Source organism: Phyllobacterium sp. 628 (genome assembly GCF_014189505.1).
GTDB lineage: Bacteria > Pseudomonadota > Alphaproteobacteria > Rhizobiales > Rhizobiaceae > Phyllobacterium.
Window position 1 is genome coordinate 648,275 of sequence record NZ_CP050301.1, and the last position, 18,050, is coordinate 666,324.

Annotated in this window: 17 protein-coding genes and 1 tRNA gene; 6 read left to right on the top strand and 12 right to left on the bottom strand. The window is 57.7% G+C overall.

Features of this window, described 5'->3' with window-relative positions; genetic code table 11:
* Positions 1-4 precede the first annotated feature (4 nt).
* The 5 genes from HB779_RS04740 (at position 5) to HB779_RS04760 (ending at position 5,672) form a co-directional block, all read left to right on the top strand.
* Positions 5-1,486, top strand: coding sequence for a mannitol dehydrogenase family protein (locus tag HB779_RS04740; protein ID WP_188344641.1), 1,482 nt, complete (start codon positions 5-7; stop codon positions 1,484-1,486).
* Between the two features lie 120 nt (positions 1,487-1,606).
* Positions 1,607-2,785, top strand: a complete 1,179-nt coding sequence (locus HB779_RS04745; RefSeq protein ID WP_188345776.1) for an ABC transporter substrate-binding protein — start codon at positions 1,607-1,609, stop codon at positions 2,783-2,785.
* Positions 2,786-2,846: 61 nt separating this feature from the next.
* Positions 2,847-3,914 carry an ABC transporter ATP-binding protein gene (locus tag HB779_RS04750; protein ID WP_188344642.1) on the top strand — a complete coding sequence of 356 codons (1,068 nt, stop codon included), beginning with the start codon at positions 2,847-2,849 and terminating at the stop codon, positions 3,912-3,914.
* 7 nt (positions 3,915-3,921) lie between these two features.
* A complete protein-coding gene (locus HB779_RS04755) occupies positions 3,922-4,824 on the top strand; it encodes an ABC transporter permease (RefSeq protein ID WP_188344643.1) in 903 nt (300 codons plus the stop codon).
* A gap of 2 nt (positions 4,825-4,826) precedes the next feature.
* Positions 4,827-5,672 carry an ABC transporter permease gene (locus HB779_RS04760; protein WP_188344644.1) on the top strand — a complete coding sequence of 282 codons (846 nt, stop codon included), beginning with the start codon at positions 4,827-4,829 and terminating at the stop codon, positions 5,670-5,672.
* Positions 5,673-5,733: 61 nt separating this feature from the next.
* Here the strand turns inward: HB779_RS04760 and HB779_RS04765 are convergent, their stop codons facing one another.
* From HB779_RS04765 to mepA, 9 genes are all read right to left on the bottom strand, one after another.
* Positions 5,734-7,260, bottom strand: a complete 1,527-nt coding sequence (locus HB779_RS04765) for a UxaA family hydrolase (RefSeq protein WP_188344645.1) — start codon at positions 7,258-7,260, stop codon at positions 5,734-5,736.
* An 82-nt stretch (positions 7,261-7,342) separates the two neighbouring features.
* Positions 7,343-7,525 carry a hypothetical protein gene (locus HB779_RS04770; RefSeq protein WP_188344646.1) on the bottom strand — a complete coding sequence of 61 codons (183 nt, stop codon included), beginning with the start codon at positions 7,523-7,525 and terminating at the stop codon, positions 7,343-7,345.
* A 139-nt stretch (positions 7,526-7,664) separates the two neighbouring features.
* Positions 7,665-7,749: transfer RNA gene (locus tag HB779_RS04775), tRNA-Leu, on the bottom strand.
* Positions 7,750-7,942: 193 nt separating this feature from the next.
* Positions 7,943-8,563, bottom strand: coding sequence for a 2,3-bisphosphoglycerate-dependent phosphoglycerate mutase (locus tag HB779_RS04780; protein WP_188344647.1), 621 nt, complete (start codon positions 8,561-8,563; stop codon positions 7,943-7,945).
* 25 nt (positions 8,564-8,588) lie between these two features.
* A complete protein-coding gene (gene dapB / locus HB779_RS04785) occupies positions 8,589-9,395 on the bottom strand; it encodes a 4-hydroxy-tetrahydrodipicolinate reductase (RefSeq protein ID WP_371823912.1) in 807 nt (268 codons plus the stop codon).
* A gap of 23 nt (positions 9,396-9,418) precedes the next feature.
* Positions 9,419-11,251, bottom strand: a complete 1,833-nt coding sequence (locus HB779_RS04790; protein WP_188344649.1) for an ABC transporter ATP-binding protein — start codon at positions 11,249-11,251, stop codon at positions 9,419-9,421.
* A gap of 163 nt (positions 11,252-11,414) precedes the next feature.
* Positions 11,415-12,443 (bottom strand): glucokinase, encoded by a 1,029-nt coding sequence (locus HB779_RS04795; RefSeq protein ID WP_188344650.1) that lies wholly within the window; start codon positions 12,441-12,443, stop codon positions 11,415-11,417.
* A 44-nt stretch (positions 12,444-12,487) separates the two neighbouring features.
* Positions 12,488-12,880: a methylglyoxal synthase gene (locus tag HB779_RS04800; protein WP_188344651.1), complete on the bottom strand. Its 393-nt coding sequence runs from the start codon at positions 12,878-12,880 to the stop codon at positions 12,488-12,490.
* Positions 12,881-13,035: 155 nt separating this feature from the next.
* Positions 13,036-14,040, bottom strand: coding sequence for a penicillin-insensitive murein endopeptidase (mepA, locus tag HB779_RS04805; protein WP_188344652.1), 1,005 nt, complete (start codon positions 14,038-14,040; stop codon positions 13,036-13,038).
* A 133-nt stretch (positions 14,041-14,173) separates the two neighbouring features.
* On the opposite strand from mepA, the gene HB779_RS04810 reads away from it, so the two are divergent.
* The gene (locus HB779_RS04810; RefSeq protein WP_188344653.1) at positions 14,174-15,214 is read left to right on the top strand and encodes a zinc-dependent alcohol dehydrogenase family protein; all 1,041 of its coding nucleotides are present in this window, start codon (positions 14,174-14,176) and stop codon (positions 15,212-15,214) included.
* Here HB779_RS04810 and HB779_RS04815 read toward each other — a convergent pair whose 3' ends face one another.
* From HB779_RS04815 to HB779_RS04825, 3 genes are read right to left on the bottom strand one after another with little or no spacing between them, the layout of a single operon-like run.
* Entirely contained in the window at positions 15,215-16,084 is an 870-nt protein-coding gene (locus HB779_RS04815; protein WP_188345777.1) for an SDR family oxidoreductase, read from the bottom strand.
* Positions 16,084-17,262, bottom strand: coding sequence for a tRNA epoxyqueuosine(34) reductase QueG (gene queG, locus HB779_RS04820; RefSeq protein ID WP_188344654.1), 1,179 nt, complete (start codon positions 17,260-17,262; stop codon positions 16,084-16,086). Before queG ends, HB779_RS04815 begins: the two co-directional genes overlap by 1 nt.
* On the bottom strand, positions 17,262-17,954 hold the full coding sequence (locus HB779_RS04825; RefSeq protein ID WP_188344655.1) for a glutathione S-transferase family protein: 693 nt from the start codon (positions 17,952-17,954) through the stop codon (positions 17,262-17,264). The genes queG and HB779_RS04825 overlap by 1 nt, the downstream gene beginning before the upstream one ends.
* Positions 17,955-18,050: the final 96 nt, after the last annotated feature.

The following is an 18,050-nucleotide window of genomic DNA, read 5'->3' on the forward strand; positions in this document are numbered from 1 at the left end:
TCATATGAACCACACCAGTCACAAGCATCTTTCCTCAGCCAATCTGCCACAGCTTGCAAAGGGTGTTGCAACACCTGGCTATGATCGCAGTCAGGTCGAAACCGGCATCGTGCATCTGGGTATCGGCGCGTTTCACCGGGCGCATCAGGCCGTCTATACGGACAGTGTGCTCACGACGGGTGATCTTAGATGGGGTATTCTTGGCGCATCGTTGCGCAGCGGTGATACGCGCGACGCGCTCAATCCCCAAGATGGGCTTTATACGGTTGCCGTGAGAGACGGTAGCGGGAGCAGTTTTCGGATCATCGGCAGCATTCAGAACGTTTTGGTCGCTCCGGAAAGCCCGGAAACATTGCTCGCCGCCATGACGGACCCGAAAGTCAAGATCGTCTCTCTGACCATCACGGAAAAGGGCTACTGTTATTCGCCCGCCTCTGCGTCGCTGGATGAAAGCCACCCTGACGTCACCCATGATCTCGCCAATCCGGCAACCCCGCGCTCGGCTATCGGCTTCATCGTCGAGGCACTGGCACGGCGCCGTAAAAATGGAACTGAGCCTTTCACCCTGCTCTCATGCGACAATCTTCCGGCCAACGGCCAAACCCTGAAGCGCGTTGTCACGCGCTTTGCCGAATTGCGGGACGCGGAACTGGGTGCTTTCATTAGCGAGCACGTTGCTTTCCCCTCAACCATGGTTGACCGGATTGTACCTGCTACCACGGATGATGATCGTGCAGGCGTGACCGATGCCATCGGCCTTGCAGACAATTGGCCAATCATGACCGAGCCGTTCACCCAGTGGGTCGTCGAAGATCATTTCCCCTCCGGGCGTCCGGCTTGGGAAAAAGCCGGTGTCACATTTGTCGGAGATGTTGATGCGTTTGAACTGATGAAGCTGCGGCTGCTCAATGGCAGCCACTCGACGCTGGCCTATCTCGGCTATCTCTCGGGGCATGAAACGGTATCCGACACCATGGCCGGTGAAGGCTTTGCCACGCTCATTGAGCGCATGATGGATGAGGAAATCACTCCGACTTTGCCGGTGCTGCCCGATTTTGACTTGGACGCCTATAAGAAGCAGCTGCGCGAGCGTTTCCGCAATCCGGCCCTGCGTCACAGGACGTGGCAGATTGCCATGGACGGCTCGCAGAAACTGCCACAGCGTTTGCTGAACACGATCCGTGTTCGTCTCGAACAGAAAGCATCGTTCGACTTGCTGGCATTGGGCGTTGCGGGCTGGATGCGCTACGCCACGGGCACAGACGAGCGCGGCAATGCAATTGATGTGCGTGACCCCTTGGCTGGGGAATTTAAAGCACGCACGGCAGGAAAGACATCGGCATCTGCTTTGCTCGAAACCTATCTAGGGATGGAACAAATTTTCGGAACTGATCTTCCTGCCAATACGGCGTTTCACGATGCGGTGGGTGATGCGCTCGCCAAACTGATCGGACAGGGTGCCGCGCGAACTGTCGCTGAACTTTAACCGGAGGTTGAAACCGCTTGCTATCTAAAACTGATAGATTAATATATTAAGCTATTAAAATGAGTGGCTGGAGGATGGCCACCGATCAATAAACCGGGAACAACTGGGAGGAAGACAATGATCCGCATCACGCGCAGGCAAGCCATTGGTGGTCTGGCAGTCATGGCGACGCTGCCCGCAACACGTCTCTTTGCTCAAGCAAAATTGGCTCTGCCGACATCGCCGGTGGCACTCAATATTGCCGACGTGGCGGGCAATCTCGCCCTGACACAAAAGGCCATCGAGAACTACGCCGCCGCAAAGCCGAACCTTGTTTCGAAAATCACCTTTACCAAGGCGCCCGCCCCGGAGCTGCCAGGCAAACTGAAGGCTCAGCAGGCTGCCAACCGTCTTGATATTGATCTCGTTTTGACTGGTACGGACGCGCTTTCCGCCGGCCTTGATCAGAACCTTTGGGTCAAACTTCTGCCTGATCATTCCGCGTCCCTACCGGATCTCGCCGCCATCTATCAGGAACCGGCGCACCGCATGCTGGCGCTCGGCAAGGATCACGGCGTCGTCGTGACCTATTATCCCTCAGGTCCGCTGCTTGAATATATGCCCGAGCGGGTGAAGAAGGTTCCCACCACCGCCGAAGAGCTGCTGGCCTGGGCCAAGGAAAATCCCAATAAGTTCCTCTATGCGCGTCCCGCCAATTCGGGGCCCGGCCGTACCTTCCTGATGGGGCTGCCTTATCTGCTTGGTGACAGCGATCCGCGCGATCCCGTCAAGGGCTGGGACAAGACCTGGGCCTATTTGAAGGAATTGCACAAATATATCGAGTACTATCCGACCGGTACCGGCGCCCTGATGAAGGAACTCGGCGAAGGCACCCGTGATATGACCGTCTCCACCACCGGCTGGGACATCAATCCCCGGGTGCTCGGCGTTGTGCCGAAGGAAGCCGCCGTCGCGCCGCTTAAGGGATTCCATTGGGTTGCCGATGCGCACTACATGTGTGTGCCGAAAGGCATTGCTGACGAGAAGCTTGCCGTTCTGCTCGATCTGATGAGCTTCCTGCTTACCCCGGAACAACAGGCCTATACCTACGATCAGGGCTATTTCTATCCCGGTCCGGCGGTCAAGGATGTACCGCTTTCCATGGCGCCGAAGGACAGTCAGGACGCATTGGCGGAATTCGGCCGCAAGGAATATGCCGACTGGATCGCCAACAACCCCATCGAGGTTCCACTTGAGCCGGCATCCATGGTCGTTGCTTTCCGCCGCTGGGACGAAGAAGTCGCTGGCAAGAAGCCCTGATTGACGCACGAGACAACGCCATCCGGATCAATCCGGATGGCGTTCATTTATGAGGTATCCGATGCTGCTGGCTTCGTCGCCATTCCAGGAAATTCGCCTTGACCGCATGAGCCGCGCCTTTGGTGCGCACAATGCGCTGAAGGATGTATCGCTATCGATCCGCAAAGGCGAGTTCATTGCCTTGCTCGGACCGTCCGGTTGCGGCAAGTCGACTGCGCTCAATTGTATTGCCGGTCTGCTCGCAACCACCGGCGGCGGCATTTTCATTGATGACAAGCGCATTGATACGCTGAAGCCCGAAGATCGCGGTTTCGGCATGGTGTTCCAGAATTACGCACTCTTTCCGCACATGACCGTGCGCCAGAATATCGGCTTCGGTCTGAAAATGCGCAATGTCGCCAAGGCTGAACTCGACAAGCGCGTCGAGGAAGCACTTAATCTTGTGCGCCTGCAGGGGCAGGGGCATAAACTGCCGGGTCAGCTTTCGGGCGGCCAGCAACAGCGCGTTGCCATTGCCCGCGCCATCGTTATCGAGCCGCCGCTCGTGCTGATGGATGAACCCCTGTCCAATCTCGATGCGAAGCTGCGTCTGGAAATGCGCGCCGAAATCCGCCGCATTCACAACCAGCTCGGCGCAACCACGATCTATGTCACGCACGATCAGGACGAGGCTCTGTCGCTGGCCGATCGCATCGTTGTTCTGCGCGATGGTGAAATCCGTCAGGTTGGTGCGCCCAGTGATCTCTATGAGCGTCCGGATCATATGGATGTCGCCGAGTTCATGGGTTATCGCAACCGGCTCACCGGCAAGGTTATTTCGGTGGAAGGCTCGCATGTGAATGTCACAGTCGGCAATGCAACACTGGCAGGGACCGCCCGCGATAGTCTGAAGGTCGGAGATACGGCCATCGTGGCGGCTCGCGCTGACGATGTTGAGGCAGGCAGGCACTCCAGCCAGACGGTGGAAGCCGTCGTGGAAACCATCGAATATCGTGGCCGTGAATTTGTCGGCACAGCCCGAACCGCTGAAGGTCTTGAGCTGGTTTTCCATGCTCCACAAACCGCAGCGCTGGGTAGCGCCATCTGGTTGGCAATCGATCCGGCGCGCGCGCTGGTCTTTGCAGCATGAGGGTCGTATGAGCGCATCATCCCCTCCCGTTTATGATCGATTGTCACTGCGCCAGCGGCTGGCCCTGCGTGGCATTGATGGCGTCACGATCCTTGTCCTGCCGGCCGTGCTGTTTCTGCTCGCGGTCTTTATTTATCCGTTCATCTACGGCTTGGTTCTGTCCTTCACACCGAAGGAAGGCGGAATGTTTGCCAACTATCAAAAATTCTTTTCCGATCCTTTCCTTTACGACACGATCCTGACGACACTCTGGCTCGCAGTTCCGGTTACTGTCATCAGCATCGCCTTGGCCTTGCCGATCGCCTTCCGCGTGCGCCTGATGACGCGGCAACGGCTGCTGACCACCATTCTGGTTCTTCCCGTGACGCTCGGTACAGTTCTGGTTGCTGAAGGCCTGTTGAACTATCTCGGACCGCAGGGCTGGTTCAGCCGTACGCTCATGCTGTTCGGTATGATCGACCGGCCGCTGAAGCTGACCAACAATTATTGGGGCGTTTTCTCGTCGCTGATTATCACCGGCTTCCCCTTTACCTTCCTGCTGACGCTTTCTTACGTCACCGGCATCGATCCGGCGCTGGAGCAGGCCGCCGCAACCCATGGAGCCAAGAGCTGGCAACGTTTCCGCTTCGTGCTGTTGCCCCTGCTGATCCCCGGACTGGCCATCGCCTTCTGTCTTTCCTTCGTGCAGGCCTTTGCCGTGTTCCCATCGGCCGTTCTGCTCGGCGCTCCGGCAGGCCCCACCCGCGTTATCTCCATTGCGGCCTATCAGGCGGCATTCGAGCAGTATGATTATTCGATGGCATCAGCCATCGCCATGATTATGGCGACGGTCCAGCTCAGCATCGTCGTGGCCATTCTTGCCATTCGCAATCTCTTCTATCGCGGCTCGACCGCAGGCGGAAAGGGCTGACCATGATCCGCGATACAACCATTGGCGCCAAGCTCTGGATCACTGCCGTCTGGGCAATCGTCGCCTTCTTCATCATCAACCTCATGGCGATGATCGCCACCGTGATCATTTCCTCCTTCGGCACCCGCTGGCTCGGCACCTGGCTGCCTGCCGGATGGACGACAAAATGGTATTTCACCGCCTGGGCCGAGTTTCAGCTCAGTGACGTTCTGATTGTCACGTTCCAGATCGTCTTCACTGTCGTTGCACTTTCCGGTCTGCTCGGCGTCACGGCTGCCTATGCGCTGGCACGGCGGGAATTCCCCGGCAAGAAGCTGATCATGCTTCTCTTCCTGCTGCCTCTTCTGGTGCCGCCCATCACCTTCGGTATTCCGCTGGCAACCGTTCTCTATCAGGCGGGCGTTGGCGGCACATTCTGGGGCGTGGTTCTGGCCAACCTCGTGCCGACCGTGCCGTTTGTCATCCTTGTCATGATCCCCTTCATCGAACAGATCGATCCCAAGGTTGAAGCTGCGGCCCGTGTCTTCGGCGCGGGTACATTCCGCCTGTTCCGGCACGTGCTCATGCCAATGCTTTTGCCTGGCATTCTGGCCTCGCTGTTGCTGGTTCTTGTGCGCACCGTCGCCATGTTCGAACTGACCTTCCTCACGGCCGGGCCAACCAGCCAGACGCTGGTCGTTGCGTTGTACTATTCGGTCTTTGCTTCGGGCGTGCGTGCCGTCCAGTCCATCGACGCTATGGCGGTTGTCTACATGATAACGACGCTGGTCTGGCTGCTCATCGCGCTGCGCTTTGTCAATCCGACGCAGATTGTCGCCCGGGCCAAACAGCAGCAATCAGCCGCTTGAGATTGCCCGCAAACGAAAACGGGAGCCGATGGCTCCCGTTTTGCTTTTATGCAGGCGGCAATCACATGGTCGCGCCGATTTGCCATGGCACGAATTCCGCATCGCCATAGCCAAGGAGTTCGGACTTGCTGCGTTCGCCTGAGGCAACGCGCAGCACCTGCTCGAAGATTTCGCGGCCCTTGTCTTCAATCGACACGCCATCGAGAACATCACCGCAATTGATGTCCATATCCTCGATCATCTGGGTGTACATGGGCGTGTTGGTGGCCAGCTTGATCGATGGTGTCGGCTTACAGCCATAGGCAGAGCCACGGCCTGTGGTGAAGCACAGGACATTCGCGCCGCCAGCAACCTGCCCGGTGGCCGAGACGGGGTCATAGCCCGGCGTATCCATGAAAACGAGCCCATGGGCGGTGACAGGCTCGGCATAGCCATAAACCGCTTCCAGCGGCGTGGTGCCGGATTTGGCGACCGCACCCAGCGATTTCTCCAGAATGGTCGTCAGGCCGCCCGCCTTGTTGCCGGGAGATGGATTGTTGTTCATCTCCATCCTGTTGCGGGCAGTATAATCCTCCCACCAAGCGATGATGGACTGCAGCCGGGTCACCGCCTCGGGGTTGGAGGCGCGCTCAATCAGCAGGTGTTCCGCGCCGTAGATTTCGGGGGTTTCGGACAGAATGGCGGTGCCGCCCTGCTGGACCAGCAGATCGACAGCCGCGCCCAGTGCGGGGTTGGCGGTGATGCCGGAATAACCGTCTGAACCGCCGCATTGCAGCGCCAGCATCAGTTCTGATGCGGGAATGGTCTCGCGCTTCACATCGGCGGCTGTTGGCAGCATATCGCGCACGGCGGCAATGCCCGCCTCCATTGTCTTGCGGGTGCCGCCGACTTCCTGAATGGTCAGGCTGCGGAATGTATCGCTCTCGACGATATTATAGGCCTCTTTCCAGCGCCCGATCTGGAAGCCTTCGCAGCCAAGACCAACCATCAGCACAGCAGCGATGTTCGGGTTGGTGGCATAGCCCCATTGCGTGCGCTTAAGCACCTCGTAGCCTTCACCCTTCACATCGAGGGCGCAGCCGCCGCCGTGTACGAGCGGAATGATACCGTCAATCATCGGATATTCGTCAAGCAAACCCGAACGCTGCACCGCTTCAGCAATAAAGCGTGCCACGGAAGCCGAACAATTCACCGAGGTCAGCACGCCGATATAGTTGCGCGTTCCCGCCCGGCCATTGGCACGGCGAAACCCCTGAAACGTTGCCTGCTGTTCGATGGGCAAGATGCCGTTTGAATGGGTCTGATGCGCGTTGTCCGGCTGGCGGATGAATGTGCTGAAATCGAGATTATGTTCATGCACCCATTCACCCGGTTCGATCTGTTTGGATGCGGAGCCAATAATCTGACCAAATTTGCGCACCGGCTCTCCTGAGGCAATTGCCCGCGATGCCAGCTTGTGGCCGCGGGGCACGCGGTCCTTCACCGTCACATCTTCAATGTGCTGGCCGGCCTGAAATGAATCGACGGCCACCACCACATTGTCGCTGGTGTGCAGGCGCAGGTGCCGGGGGGTAATAAGCGTGTCCATGAAAGTCTCCGATCGGTAGACTGATATATTAATTTGTCCGGCAGCGAGTTGCAATGTGTCACGGTGACCGTGCGGAATTTGATTATCCGAAGCTGATCCCGCCAATGCCCGTTGTGTTGCGCAAGTAGATAGCAAAGACAATGAGGGCAATCGCAACGGCAATTCCTGTCCAGTCAATCTGCTTTCGGCGAATGCTATTGACGATGCTGTAGATGAGCAGCAGCACCAGAACGAGCAGTGCCAGAGCGATAATAATCCGGATCATGCGCAAATACTCCGCTTGAAACCCTTTTCGCCAGAATATCGCATCTCGTTCAAGACGTGGAAAATTATTTGAGAGCGAAGATCATGCTTCGCTCGAAAGAGCTTTCGGCTCTTTTGCATGTCGCATAAATTAAATGGAATGGTGCCCAGAAGAGGACTCGAACCTCCACGCCTTGCGGCACACGGACCTGAACCGTGCGCGTCTACCAATTCCGCCATCTGGGCAGCGGGGTCTCATGTAAGGGGCGGGCGGACCTCTGTCAATCCATTTGTCGGGTATTTGTCAGCCTATTATCGATTGGCGGTTCATGTTCCGGCAAACAGAGTTGAATCTCCTCGGAAAGCCGCCATAAACAACAAATCCGCGCAGAATGATCCACGCGGATTTGTCAGTGAAGTGACACGGATTTCAGCCGTTTCAGGCGGTTAGAATCTCTTTCGAAGCCACAGTCGAATCAGCGTTGAGCTTGTAAACAACCGGCACGCCCGTCGCCAGTTCCTGCGCGATGATCTCGTCGCTGGTCAGACCGTCCAGCGCCATGATCAGTGCGCGCAGCGAATTGCCATGCGCCGCCACCAGCACGGTTTCGCCGCGCAGCACATGCGGCTGGATATCGTGCAGATAGTAGGGCCAGACGCGCGCGCCGGTGTCGCGCAGGCTCTCGCCGCCGGGTGGGGGCACATCATAGGAGCGGCGCCAGATATGCACCTGATCCTCGCCCCATTTGGCGCGGGCGTCGTCCTTGTTGAGGCCGGAAAGATCGCCATAGTCGCGCTCGTTCAGTGCCTGATCTCGAATTGTCTGCAGGGAGGACTGGCCAACCTCATCGAGAATATGCTGGCAGGTCACCTGAGCGCGGGAAAGCACCGAGGTGTAGGCAATGTCGAAATGCAGGCCCTTGGCTTTCAGGCGCTGGCCTGCAGCCTTGGCTTCGCTGTGTCCAAGTTCGGTCAAACCCGGGTCACGCCAGCCGGTAAACAGATTCTTCAAATTCCATTCGCTCTGGCCGTGGCGGACAAGGACGAGGGTTCCGGACATTGCAATACTCCTGTTGAACGGGAAATCAGTTATTGAGGCCAAGCACATCGAGCATGGAATAAAGGCCCGGCTTGCGGCCTTTGCCCCATAGCGCCGCTTTGACGGCACCACGGGCAAAAATCGTGCGGTCTTCCGCGTGATGGGAAAGCGTGATGCGTTCGCCCTGACCCGCCAGAATGACCGAATGATCGCCAACGACCGAACCGCCGCGCAGCGCGGCAAAGCCGATCGTGCCGTTTTCGCGCGGTCCCGTATGGCCGTCTCGCGCACGCACGCTGTGATCCGCCAGGGAAATATTGCGTCCGGCAACGGCGGCCTCACCCAGCAGCAATGCCGTGCCGGATGGTGCGTCAACCTTGTGCTTATGGTGCATTTCGAGAATTTCAATGTCGAAATCATCCGAGCCAAGGGCTTTCGCCGCCTGCTTGACCAGCACGGCGAGAAGATTGACCCCGAGGCTCATATTGCCGGATTTGATGATGACCGCATGACGCGCTGCCGCACGGATTTTTTCATCGTCCTCGACTGAACAACCCGTTGTGCCGATTACGTGGACAATGCGGGCCTGTGCGGCCAATGCAGCAAATTCCACTGTCGCTGCCGGTGCGGTAAAATCAAGGACGCCTTCAACGCCGACAAACACCGACAGGGCATCATCGGTGATCGGAATATTGAGATGGCCGATGCCAGCCAGTTCGCCGGCATCCTGACCGATATGCGGCGAGCCGGGGCGCTCGACAGCACCGGCAAGCGTTGCCCCCTCGATGGCGTGAATGGCGCGGATCAGCGTCTGACCCATACGGCCCCCGGCGCCAACCACGGCAAGCTTCATTGCATTATCCTTGGCCGCACCACTCATTCGGCTGTTCCCGTCACTGCTGTTGGCTGCATCTCGTTGTCATCGAGAATGGGCGACTCTTCCTTGCCTTGCAACTGATAGAAGCGCGCATAGATGCCGTTCGGGACGTTAAGCAGCGTCTCATGCACGCCTTCCTCCACAACACGTCCGGCTTCCATCACGACGATATGATCCGCATTGACAATGGTGGACAGGCGGTGAGCGATGACAATGGTTGTACGCCCCTGCATGACATGCTCAAGCGCCTGCTGCACCCGTTTTTCCGATTCATTGTCGAGTGCTGAGGTTGCCTCATCGAGCAACAGAATTGAAGCATTGCGGACAATAGCGCGGGCAATGGACAGGCGCTGGCGCTGGCCACCGGAAAGCGTGACACCGTTCTCGCCAACCTCTGTGCCATAGCTCTGCGGCTGCTGGCGGATGAACTCGTCGGCATTGGCAAGCTTGGCGGCCTCGATCACCTCTTCGTCGGTCGCTTCCGGGCGGCCGTAGCGGATGTTGTCGGCAATGGTGCCTTCGAAAAGATACGGTTGCTGCGAGACATAGGCGATCGACTGGCGCAGAGACTTCTTGCTCACATAGGCAATGTCCTGCCCATCGATGAGAATCCGGCCGCTGTCGATATCATAAAAACGCTGGATGAGACCGATAAGTGTCGATTTGCCTGCGCCGGAAGCGCCGACAATGGCCGTGGTCTTGCCCGCTTCTGCCGTGAAGCTGATGCCATGCAGCACCGGTATCTCGTTGCCATAGCTGAAGCGGACATTGTCGAACTGAACTTCGCCGGTTGGCACTGTGATCGGCACGGCGCCGATGCTGTCTGCCTGTCGCGGTTCAATATCGAGAATTTCGAAAAACATGCGCGCATTGACCAGCGAGCGTTCCAGGCCAACCTGAACGCGGGCCAAACGCCGTACGGGATCATAAGCCAGCAAGACGGCGGTCATGAAGCCGAACATGGCCCCGGGCGGCTCCGAATTATAAACGGCGCGATACCCTGTGTAGATGATCATTGATCCAATGGCGAGGCCGGCAATCAGTTCAGTGATCGGCGTCGTCCGTTCCGATACACGAGAAATCTTGTTGGCACGCTCCTCGGCACGCTTGATCAGGTTGCTGATCTTGGCCCGTAGCTGATCTTCCATGGTGAACGCCTTGACGATGGCGATGCCCTGCGTTGCTTCCTGCATGGCACCCAGAAGATGCGAATTCAGCTGCACCGACTCGCGATGAATGCTGCGCAGGCGCTTGGCAAGATAACGCACAGTCAAGATTACCGGCGGGCCAACCAGCAGGGCAAAGAGGGACAAGATCGGATCAAGGATGACCATTGTGCCAACCAGCGCCAGGAGGGTCGGGATATCCTTGCCAAGGGTTGTAACCGTAATATCCATCAGCTCCCGAACACCCGAAACATTCTGGTTGATCCGTGCGGCAAGCTGGGCCGAGCGCGTATCATGATAGAAGTCGAGCCCGAGCTTCATCAGGTGATCGAAGATGCGATGCTGATAGCGGGCAATGATATTGTTGCCAATCTTTGCCATCATGACGGACTGCGTATAGGTGGAGATACCGCGAATGACGAATGCGGCGAGGATGCCGAAACTGATCGGCAGGATCAGGTCTTCCCGTCTCTCATAATAAATCTTGTTGATGACGTCCTTGAAGATATAGGCGACAAATGCCGTCGTGCAGGCCACTCCAAGCATAGCAAGAACGGCTATGGCGTAGGAGGAGCGATGATCGCGAAAGTTCTCGTTCAAAACCCTACCGATGACGCGGAAGGCCTCATTCGGATCGATTTTCTTCTTCCGGGGCTGGTCATTCATGACAGGCGGCAACTCGTTCGTACAAAGCTTTCAGGCAAGGTTTTTGCATGGCCGTGCCCTTCTTCAAGCTGACCCTATAACCTTATTGGCCCGCCTTGCCTATCGGTTTTGGCCATCGTTGTGAACGGACACGGCAAGTGTTGCCGTTGTGTCCCGCCCAAAACTAATCCTTGCGCCAGCGGCGGCCCTCGGTCGCAATACCGAACCGGCTGGGGGTTCTGGAGAAAGCCGACAGGCCGCTGAGAGCTGCCAGCGGATGTGTGATAATGTAAACCGGCGTTTCAGTAAGGATCTGGCGATGGGGTGCCTTGTCTTCAAAAGCTTCGCGAAATGCCGGGTCTTTGAGTGGTGCAACGATTTTCTGCACGATGCCGCCCGCGAGGTAAACGCCGCCACGCGCCATGAAGGTCAGGGCGAAATCACCGGCCAGACGGCCGAGATAAGTCACGAACAGCGACAGGGTTTCCTTGGCTTCGGCTGATTCACCCGACAGACCGGCGGCAGTGATGTCGGCTGGCGTCTGCAATGTCGGTTCTTTGCCTGCAACTTTGCAGATGGCGCGATAAATGTTCTGAAGACCACGTCCGCACAAGAGCTGTTCTCCGGAAATGCGGCCTTCAATGTGTTCGATATGCGGGAACAGTTCAAGATCGCGGGTCGTGCGCGGTCCAACATCGACATGGCCGCCTTCACCCGGAACAGGAACCCAGCTGTTGCGCGCGCGGACCATGCCTGCAACGCCAAGGCCGGTGCCGGGTCCCAGAACCGCGCGGCTGCCATGCGGATCGCCCGCGCCGCCGCCAAGTTTTTCCAGATGTTTCGGTTCAAGCGAGACGACGGCCAGAGCCTGCGCCTCAAAATCATTGAGCACGGTGATATCGGAAAGGCCGAGCGTTGCCATCATCTGGCGCGGTTTGACGACCCATGCACAATTGGTCAGGTCAATCTCGTCGCCTTCAACAGGTCCGGCAATGGCCAGAACCGCCGACCGTGGCTGAAGCGAGGTCTGATCCAGAATGGCAACCTGGATGGCTTCGTCAATTGTTTCGAAATCGGCCGTCTGGATGATGGGGAACTCTTTTGGCTCCGCATAGGCATCAACGAGAATGGCAAAACGCGCATTGGTGCCACCGATATCTCCCACCAGAATTGGAAATTTCATGATGCTATCGGTGTCTGCTGAAGTAACCATAAAATACGTCCCCAATCTCAATCGCGCTGCGTCATGCTTAACCGTCAATCAGCTCGCAGCAAACCCTTCTTTTGTACAAGAACCTCGGCGGTTGCCCGGTTCAAGGCCATTGGAATGTCATAAACAATGCCGAGCCGCATCAGCGCCTTCACGTCCACATCGTGCGGCATGGGCGAAAGCGGGTCGACAAAGAAAATCAGCCCATCAATCAGACCTTCGGCAATCAAGGCGCCAATCTGCTGGTCGCCGCCGAGTGGTCCGCTTTTAACGCGTGTAATCTGCAGCGTGGGGCAAGCCTCTTGAATAAGGCCGCCTGTCGTTCCGGTCGCCACAATGGAGCAGGGCGCCAGAAGGCTTTCATAGGCGCGCGCAAAGGAGACCATGTCGTCCCTTTTCTGATCATGGGCGATCAGTGCGAGGCGGAAAGGTTGCTTCATGGGAGGGCTGCTCTGGATCCTGCCTTAAATCGATTGAAACCCTATAACCAATTCGTCTCGGCGTGAAAAGACCGAAGCAGAAAAAGACCTGAAGCATTCGCGATCATGTTGTGTTGCATGGCAGGTGCGCAACACTTCTTATCCCGTAAAGCCGCTTACTTGGACTTGACCCTCTGTTTGGGTACCGGAACAGCTTCAGGTTGATCCGGCACAATAGCGGGAACGTCGCTGCCGGATGTGTCGGCACCCGCACCATAGGTAACCTGATCGATCGATTGCGGCCCCGGCGCATCCAGTATCTGGGCGCAGAGCTTTGGCAGATCCGATAGCATCATGATTTTCGGCTTCACCGGCTTGGTTGGTTCCGGGGCTTTTCTCCATGGCTCATCGGTAAACCACCATGCCAGCGACTTGTCGCAGCCATCGCCTGTGCCAATCGGTTCCTGCGGTTTGCAGCTGGGTGATCCGGGCTGGCATTTCATCCGCACATGGAAATGGTAAAAATGCCCCCAATACGGGCGAATCTTGGCCATCCAGCTGCGATCACCCTGCACGGTCTCACAGAGCTTCTTCTTGATGCCGGGGTGAACGAAGATGCGCTCCACCTCATCATACCCGGCAGCGCGTTTCAGCAGTGCCGCATGCGCCGGTGTCCACTTGTCGGGATCGACATAGAGCGTATCGCCCTTGAGCATGGATTTGGCTTCAACCTTTTCGCGCTCGTCTTTGGTGAAGGGGCGCTTGGGCATGGGTGTCAGCCAGATATCGGCATCAAGCCCGACCTGATGCGAGGCATGACCTGTCAGCATCGGCCCGCCGCGCGGCTGGGAAATGTCGCCAACCAGCAGCCCAGCCCAGCCGTCCTTGGCGGCAGCATCGCGTGAGAGGCGCTCCAGCAGCGCGATCATGCGCGGATGTCCCCAGTTGCGGTTGCGCGAGAGGCGCATGACCTGCCAGGTCCGGCCATCGACGGGCAGGGCAACACCGCCAGCGAGACAGCCCTTGGCGTAAAATCCGGTGGATTGCGGCGCGCCCAGCGACGGCAGTTTTTCAGCGCCAAACAGCTGTTTGGCCGGGCCATCCTCAGCCAGTACATTGACGGCGCCTGATAACGACAGAAGGGCGGTTAATGCGAGACGAAGCAAGGTTTTAGATTTCATGGCCGCTGTCCACCAAACGAGGGGCAATCCCCGCTAATTTGTCAGGAATCCGAGCTTTATGATGGTCAGATTCGCGGGAAAGCCGCAATATGGCAGGAAGCACCAGTTTCGTTCTGATTCGAAAGCGCACGCCATGAAAGCAGTTATCTTCGAACAATTCGGTCAGGCCCCGACTGTCCAGACCGTCGCAGATCCTGATCCCGCACCGACGGGTGTGGTGATCAAAGTCGAAGCAACGGGCCTTTGCCGAAGCGACTGGCATGGCTGGATGGGGCATGATCCGGATATTCAGCTGCCGCATGTGCCCGGTCATGAGCTGGCCGGAACCATTCTGTCCCTCGGCAAACACGTCACCCAATGGAAAGTGGGCGAGCGCGTTACGGTGCCTTTCGTCGGCGGTTGCGGCCATTGTTTCGAATGCAATTCCGGTAATCATCAAGTCTGCGAACATCAGTTCCAGCCGGGTTTCACGGCGTGGGGCTCGTTTGCCGAATATGTTGCGGTCGATTTTGCCGATACAAATCTCGTTGCTCTGCCAGGCACGCTTGATTTTGCCACCGCCGCCAGCCTTGGCTGCCGGTTTGTCACCTCTTTCCGTGCCGTTGTCGATCAGGCCAAGGTCAAGTCGGGTGAATGGGTCGCGGTCCATGGCTGCGGTGGTGTCGGGCTGTCAGCCATCATGATTGCCACGGCCATGGGCGCTAATGTCATTGCGGTCGATCTCACCGAGGAAAAACTGGCCTTTGCCCGTGAACTCGGCGCCGTGGCAACGGTGAATGGTTCGCAGCAGCAGGACATTGTCGGCGCCGTCAAGGAGATCACCGGTGGTGGCGCGCATGTCTCCATCGATGCGCTCGGCCATCCCTCGACCTGTTTCAATTCAATTGCCAATCTGCGCCGCCGCGGCCGACATGTACAGGTCGGGCTGATGCTGGGGGATCATGCCCGGGCACCGATCCCGATGGACAAGGTTATCGCCTACGAACTGGAGATTCTCGGCAGCCATGGCATGCAGGCGTTCCGCTACAAGGCGCTGATGGATATGCTCGAACAAGGCAAACTTGCGCCGCAAAAGCTGATCGGCAAACGCATTGCGCTGGATGACGCCCCAGCGGCGCTTATGGCAATGGACCGGTTCGAAGGAATCGGTATCAATGTCATTACGACATTCTAATCAGCGCCACGTCCCGTCGCGCCACATGGTCGAGAAGGCAGTTCCATAGTCCGGATAGCGGAAGGAAAAACCAAGCTTCTTGATGCGGGCATTGGAGACGCGCTTGTTCTCTCCATAGAACGAGCGGGCCATCGGCGAGAGTTCAGCCGTCTCGAAATCTGATTCCGGCGGTGGTTCCGTGCCCATCAGCTCTGCCGCATAGGCGACCACATCCTGCGGGGGTGCCGGTTCATCGTCGGTCACGTTGAAAATCCCCGCTTCATTGCGTTCCGCCAGAAAGCGCAGGACGCCGGCAATATCGTCCACGTGAATACGGTTGAACACTTGCCCGGCCTTGTTCAGGCGGCGGGCCGTACCATTGGCAAGATTGACAAAAGCATTGCGGCCCGGCCCATAAATACCGCCAAGCCGAAGCACTGCCAGCGGGACCTTTCGCGCATCGGCGAGTTTCTGCCAATCCTGCTCGGCGTCGACGCGTTCGACGGATCGGGCGGACACCGGATGACAGGGCGTGGTCTCATCGACCCATGCGCCACCATAGTCGCCATAGACACCGACGGTGGAGAGATAACCGATCCATTTCAGCTTTGGCATGGCGTGAAGGATTGTCTCGCCAAACTGTGCATAGACGGGATCGCCTGTCTGTCCGGGCGACGTGGAAATGACAAGGTGAGTGACACTGTCCAGCTCGGCAATGATCTCCTGCGATTTGTGCGTGCCCTGAAACAGGAAGGGCGTAATGCCATCCTTTTCCAGCGCTGCAAACTTGTCGCTGTCGCGTGTCGTCCCGCCGATGAAGGTCGCCTTGTCGGCCATATCCCGGGCAAAAGCACGTGCCGAATAACCGGCACCGAAGAGAAATATCCGCATCATTGTTTCTTTCCTGCATTATGCCATTCGGTCAATACTGTCGCATCACTTTCTGCAATAGCATAGCGCATTTGCAGGTCAGAGAAACGCCCCGCATCGGCAAGTTCGCCAAGCGCCCATATGGCAGCACCGCGCACCACGGGCGCAGGATCGCCAAGGTGTTTTTCAATGGCCGCGATCAGGTCCGGCTGCTGCGCGTTTCCACAGGCGATCAGTACATTGCGGATGAAACGGTCGCGGCCAATCCGCTTGATGGGAGAGCCGGAAAAAAGGGTCCGGAATGCAGCGTCGTCCAGCGTAAGCAGTGCCGCGAGGCTTGGCGCTTTCAAATCCTCGCGTGCCTGCAATTTGGCTTCGCGGGCAGTCTCGGCAAACTTGTTCCACGGACACACGGACAGGCAATCGTCGCAGCCATAGATGCGGTTGCCCATCGCCTTGCGAAATTCGAACGGGATCGGCTCCTTGTTCTCAATAGTCAGATAGGAGATGCAGCGTCGTGCATCGAGCTGGTAGGGCGCGGGAAAGGCATTGGTCGGACAGGCATCAAGGCAGGAACGGCAGGAGCCGCAATGGTCGGGCTCGGGCGCATCGGCTTCCAGTTCGGCCGTTGTAAAGATTGTGCCGAGAAACAGCCAGGAACCATGGGTGCGGCTCACAAGATTGGTGTGTTTGCCCTGCCAGCCGATCCCCGCCGCTTCCGCCAGTGGCTTTTCCATGACCGGAGCAGTATCTACAAACACCTTGACGCTCTCGCCAACCATACGTGAAGCAAGGCGGCTGGCGACGCCTTTCAGTTTGCCCTTGATAATATCGTGGTAATCGCGGTTCTGTGCATAGACGGAGATCGCCGCTTTGTCCTTTTGGGTGAGGATTTCGAGTGGATCGCTGTCTGGTCCGTAATTCATCGCCAGCACGATGATCGAGCGGACATCCGGCCACAGGTGTTCCGGGCTGGAACGCCGTTCGGCTGTTTCCGCCATCCACGCCATGCTGCCATGACGGCCTTTTTCGAGATAATGGCGCAACCGTTCTTCGGCCAATGGAATGGCATCGGGCCGCGTGATCGCGACAACATCGAAGCCCGCCGCGCGGGCTTCATGCAAGACAAATTGTTTCAGCCGTTGGGATTGAGCCTTTGGCTCCTGATGCGGTGCGGCTTTTGCATCCGCGGGCGGCATCAGAAATCCAGATCGCCGTAATGCGATGACGGCGGCAGGCCGCGTACACGATCAGAAAGCAGCGGACGGAACGAGGGCCGCGATTTCATGCGCGTGTACCAGTCGCGGGCAGCCTTGTATTCGGCCCACTTGATCTCGCCGAGATAGTCGAGAATCGAGATGGAGGACGCGGCGGCCATGTCGGCATAGCTGGGCGTTGGACCGGCCAGCCAGTTGCGCGTGGCAGTCAGCCAGTCAATATATTTCATATGCTGGGTAATGTTGGCGCGGGCTGCACGAATGGCGGTGGAATCAGGCGCACCCCCGCCCTGTTCGGCGGTCATATGCAGCTTGAAAATACGCTCGCGCGCCATGTGGCGGGTGACTTCATTTTCGAACTTGACCAAGAACCAGTCGACCAGCCGGCGCACTTCGGCGCGGTTGAGCGAGTCCTCGGGAAACAGGCGGCGGCTGCGTTTGAGCGCGCCGCGTGTCTCGTCGATATATTCTGAAATAACAGTTGCTCCGGCCACGGGCACGTCGCCTTCCGCAAGAAGCACAGGCAGCGTACCGGCAGGATTGAGAGCAAGAAACTCCTTGCGCCTCGACCAGCTGTTTTCTTCGATCAGCTCAACTTCGATCTCATATTCGTTGAGGATAAGCCGGGCATAGCGCGAACCGGTGGACATCGGATGATGAAATAGCGTCAACATGGCAGGTGTTTCATAAATCTTTCGAACTGGCATTTTATCAGGGGGCAGCGTATTGCTCGGCAGCCCTTGAGTCTATGCGAACCTATAGGCGCAACC

What these genes read in the sequence shown, in the direction of transcription:
- HB779_RS04740 (WP_188344641.1), top strand. Translation starts at nt 5, where the DNA reads ATGAACCACACCAGTCACAAGCATCTTTCCTCAGCCAATCTGCCACAG.
- HB779_RS04750 (WP_188344642.1), top strand. Translation starts at nt 2,847, where the DNA reads ATGCTGCTGGCTTCGTCGCCATTCCAGGAAATTCGCCTTGACCGCATG.
- HB779_RS04755 (WP_188344643.1), top strand. Translation starts at nt 3,922, where the DNA reads ATGAGCGCATCATCCCCTCCCGTTTATGATCGATTGTCACTGCGCCAG.
- HB779_RS04760 (WP_188344644.1), top strand. Translation starts at nt 4,827, where the DNA reads ATGATCCGCGATACAACCATTGGCGCCAAGCTCTGGATCACTGCCGTC.
- HB779_RS04765 (WP_188344645.1), bottom strand. Translation starts at nt 7,260, where the DNA reads ATGGACACGCTTATTACCCCCCGGCACCTGCGCCTGCACACCAGCGAC.
- HB779_RS04770 (WP_188344646.1), bottom strand. Translation starts at nt 7,525, where the DNA reads ATGATCCGGATTATTATCGCTCTGGCACTGCTCGTTCTGGTGCTGCTG.
- HB779_RS04780 (WP_188344647.1), bottom strand. Translation starts at nt 8,563, where the DNA reads ATGTCCGGAACCCTCGTCCTTGTCCGCCACGGCCAGAGCGAATGGAAT.
- dapB (WP_371823912.1), bottom strand. Translation starts at nt 9,395, where the DNA reads ATGAAGCTTGCCGTGGTTGGCGCCGGGGGCCGTATGGGTCAGACGCTG.
- HB779_RS04790 (WP_188344649.1), bottom strand. Translation starts at nt 11,251, where the DNA reads ATGAATGACCAGCCCCGGAAGAAGAAAATCGATCCGAATGAGGCCTTC.
- HB779_RS04795 (WP_188344650.1), bottom strand. Translation starts at nt 12,443, where the DNA reads ATGGTTACTTCAGCAGACACCGATAGCATCATGAAATTTCCAATTCTG.
- HB779_RS04800 (WP_188344651.1), bottom strand. Translation starts at nt 12,880, where the DNA reads ATGAAGCAACCTTTCCGCCTCGCACTGATCGCCCATGATCAGAAAAGG.
- mepA (WP_188344652.1), bottom strand. Translation starts at nt 14,040, where the DNA reads ATGAAATCTAAAACCTTGCTTCGTCTCGCATTAACCGCCCTTCTGTCG.
- HB779_RS04810 (WP_188344653.1), top strand. Translation starts at nt 14,174, where the DNA reads ATGAAAGCAGTTATCTTCGAACAATTCGGTCAGGCCCCGACTGTCCAG.
- HB779_RS04815 (WP_188345777.1), bottom strand. Translation starts at nt 16,084, where the DNA reads ATGCGGATATTTCTCTTCGGTGCCGGTTATTCGGCACGTGCTTTTGCC.
- queG (WP_188344654.1), bottom strand. Translation starts at nt 17,262, where the DNA reads ATGCCGCCCGCGGATGCAAAAGCCGCACCGCATCAGGAGCCAAAGGCT.
- HB779_RS04825 (WP_188344655.1), bottom strand. Translation starts at nt 17,954, where the DNA reads ATGTTGACGCTATTTCATCATCCGATGTCCACCGGTTCGCGCTATGCC.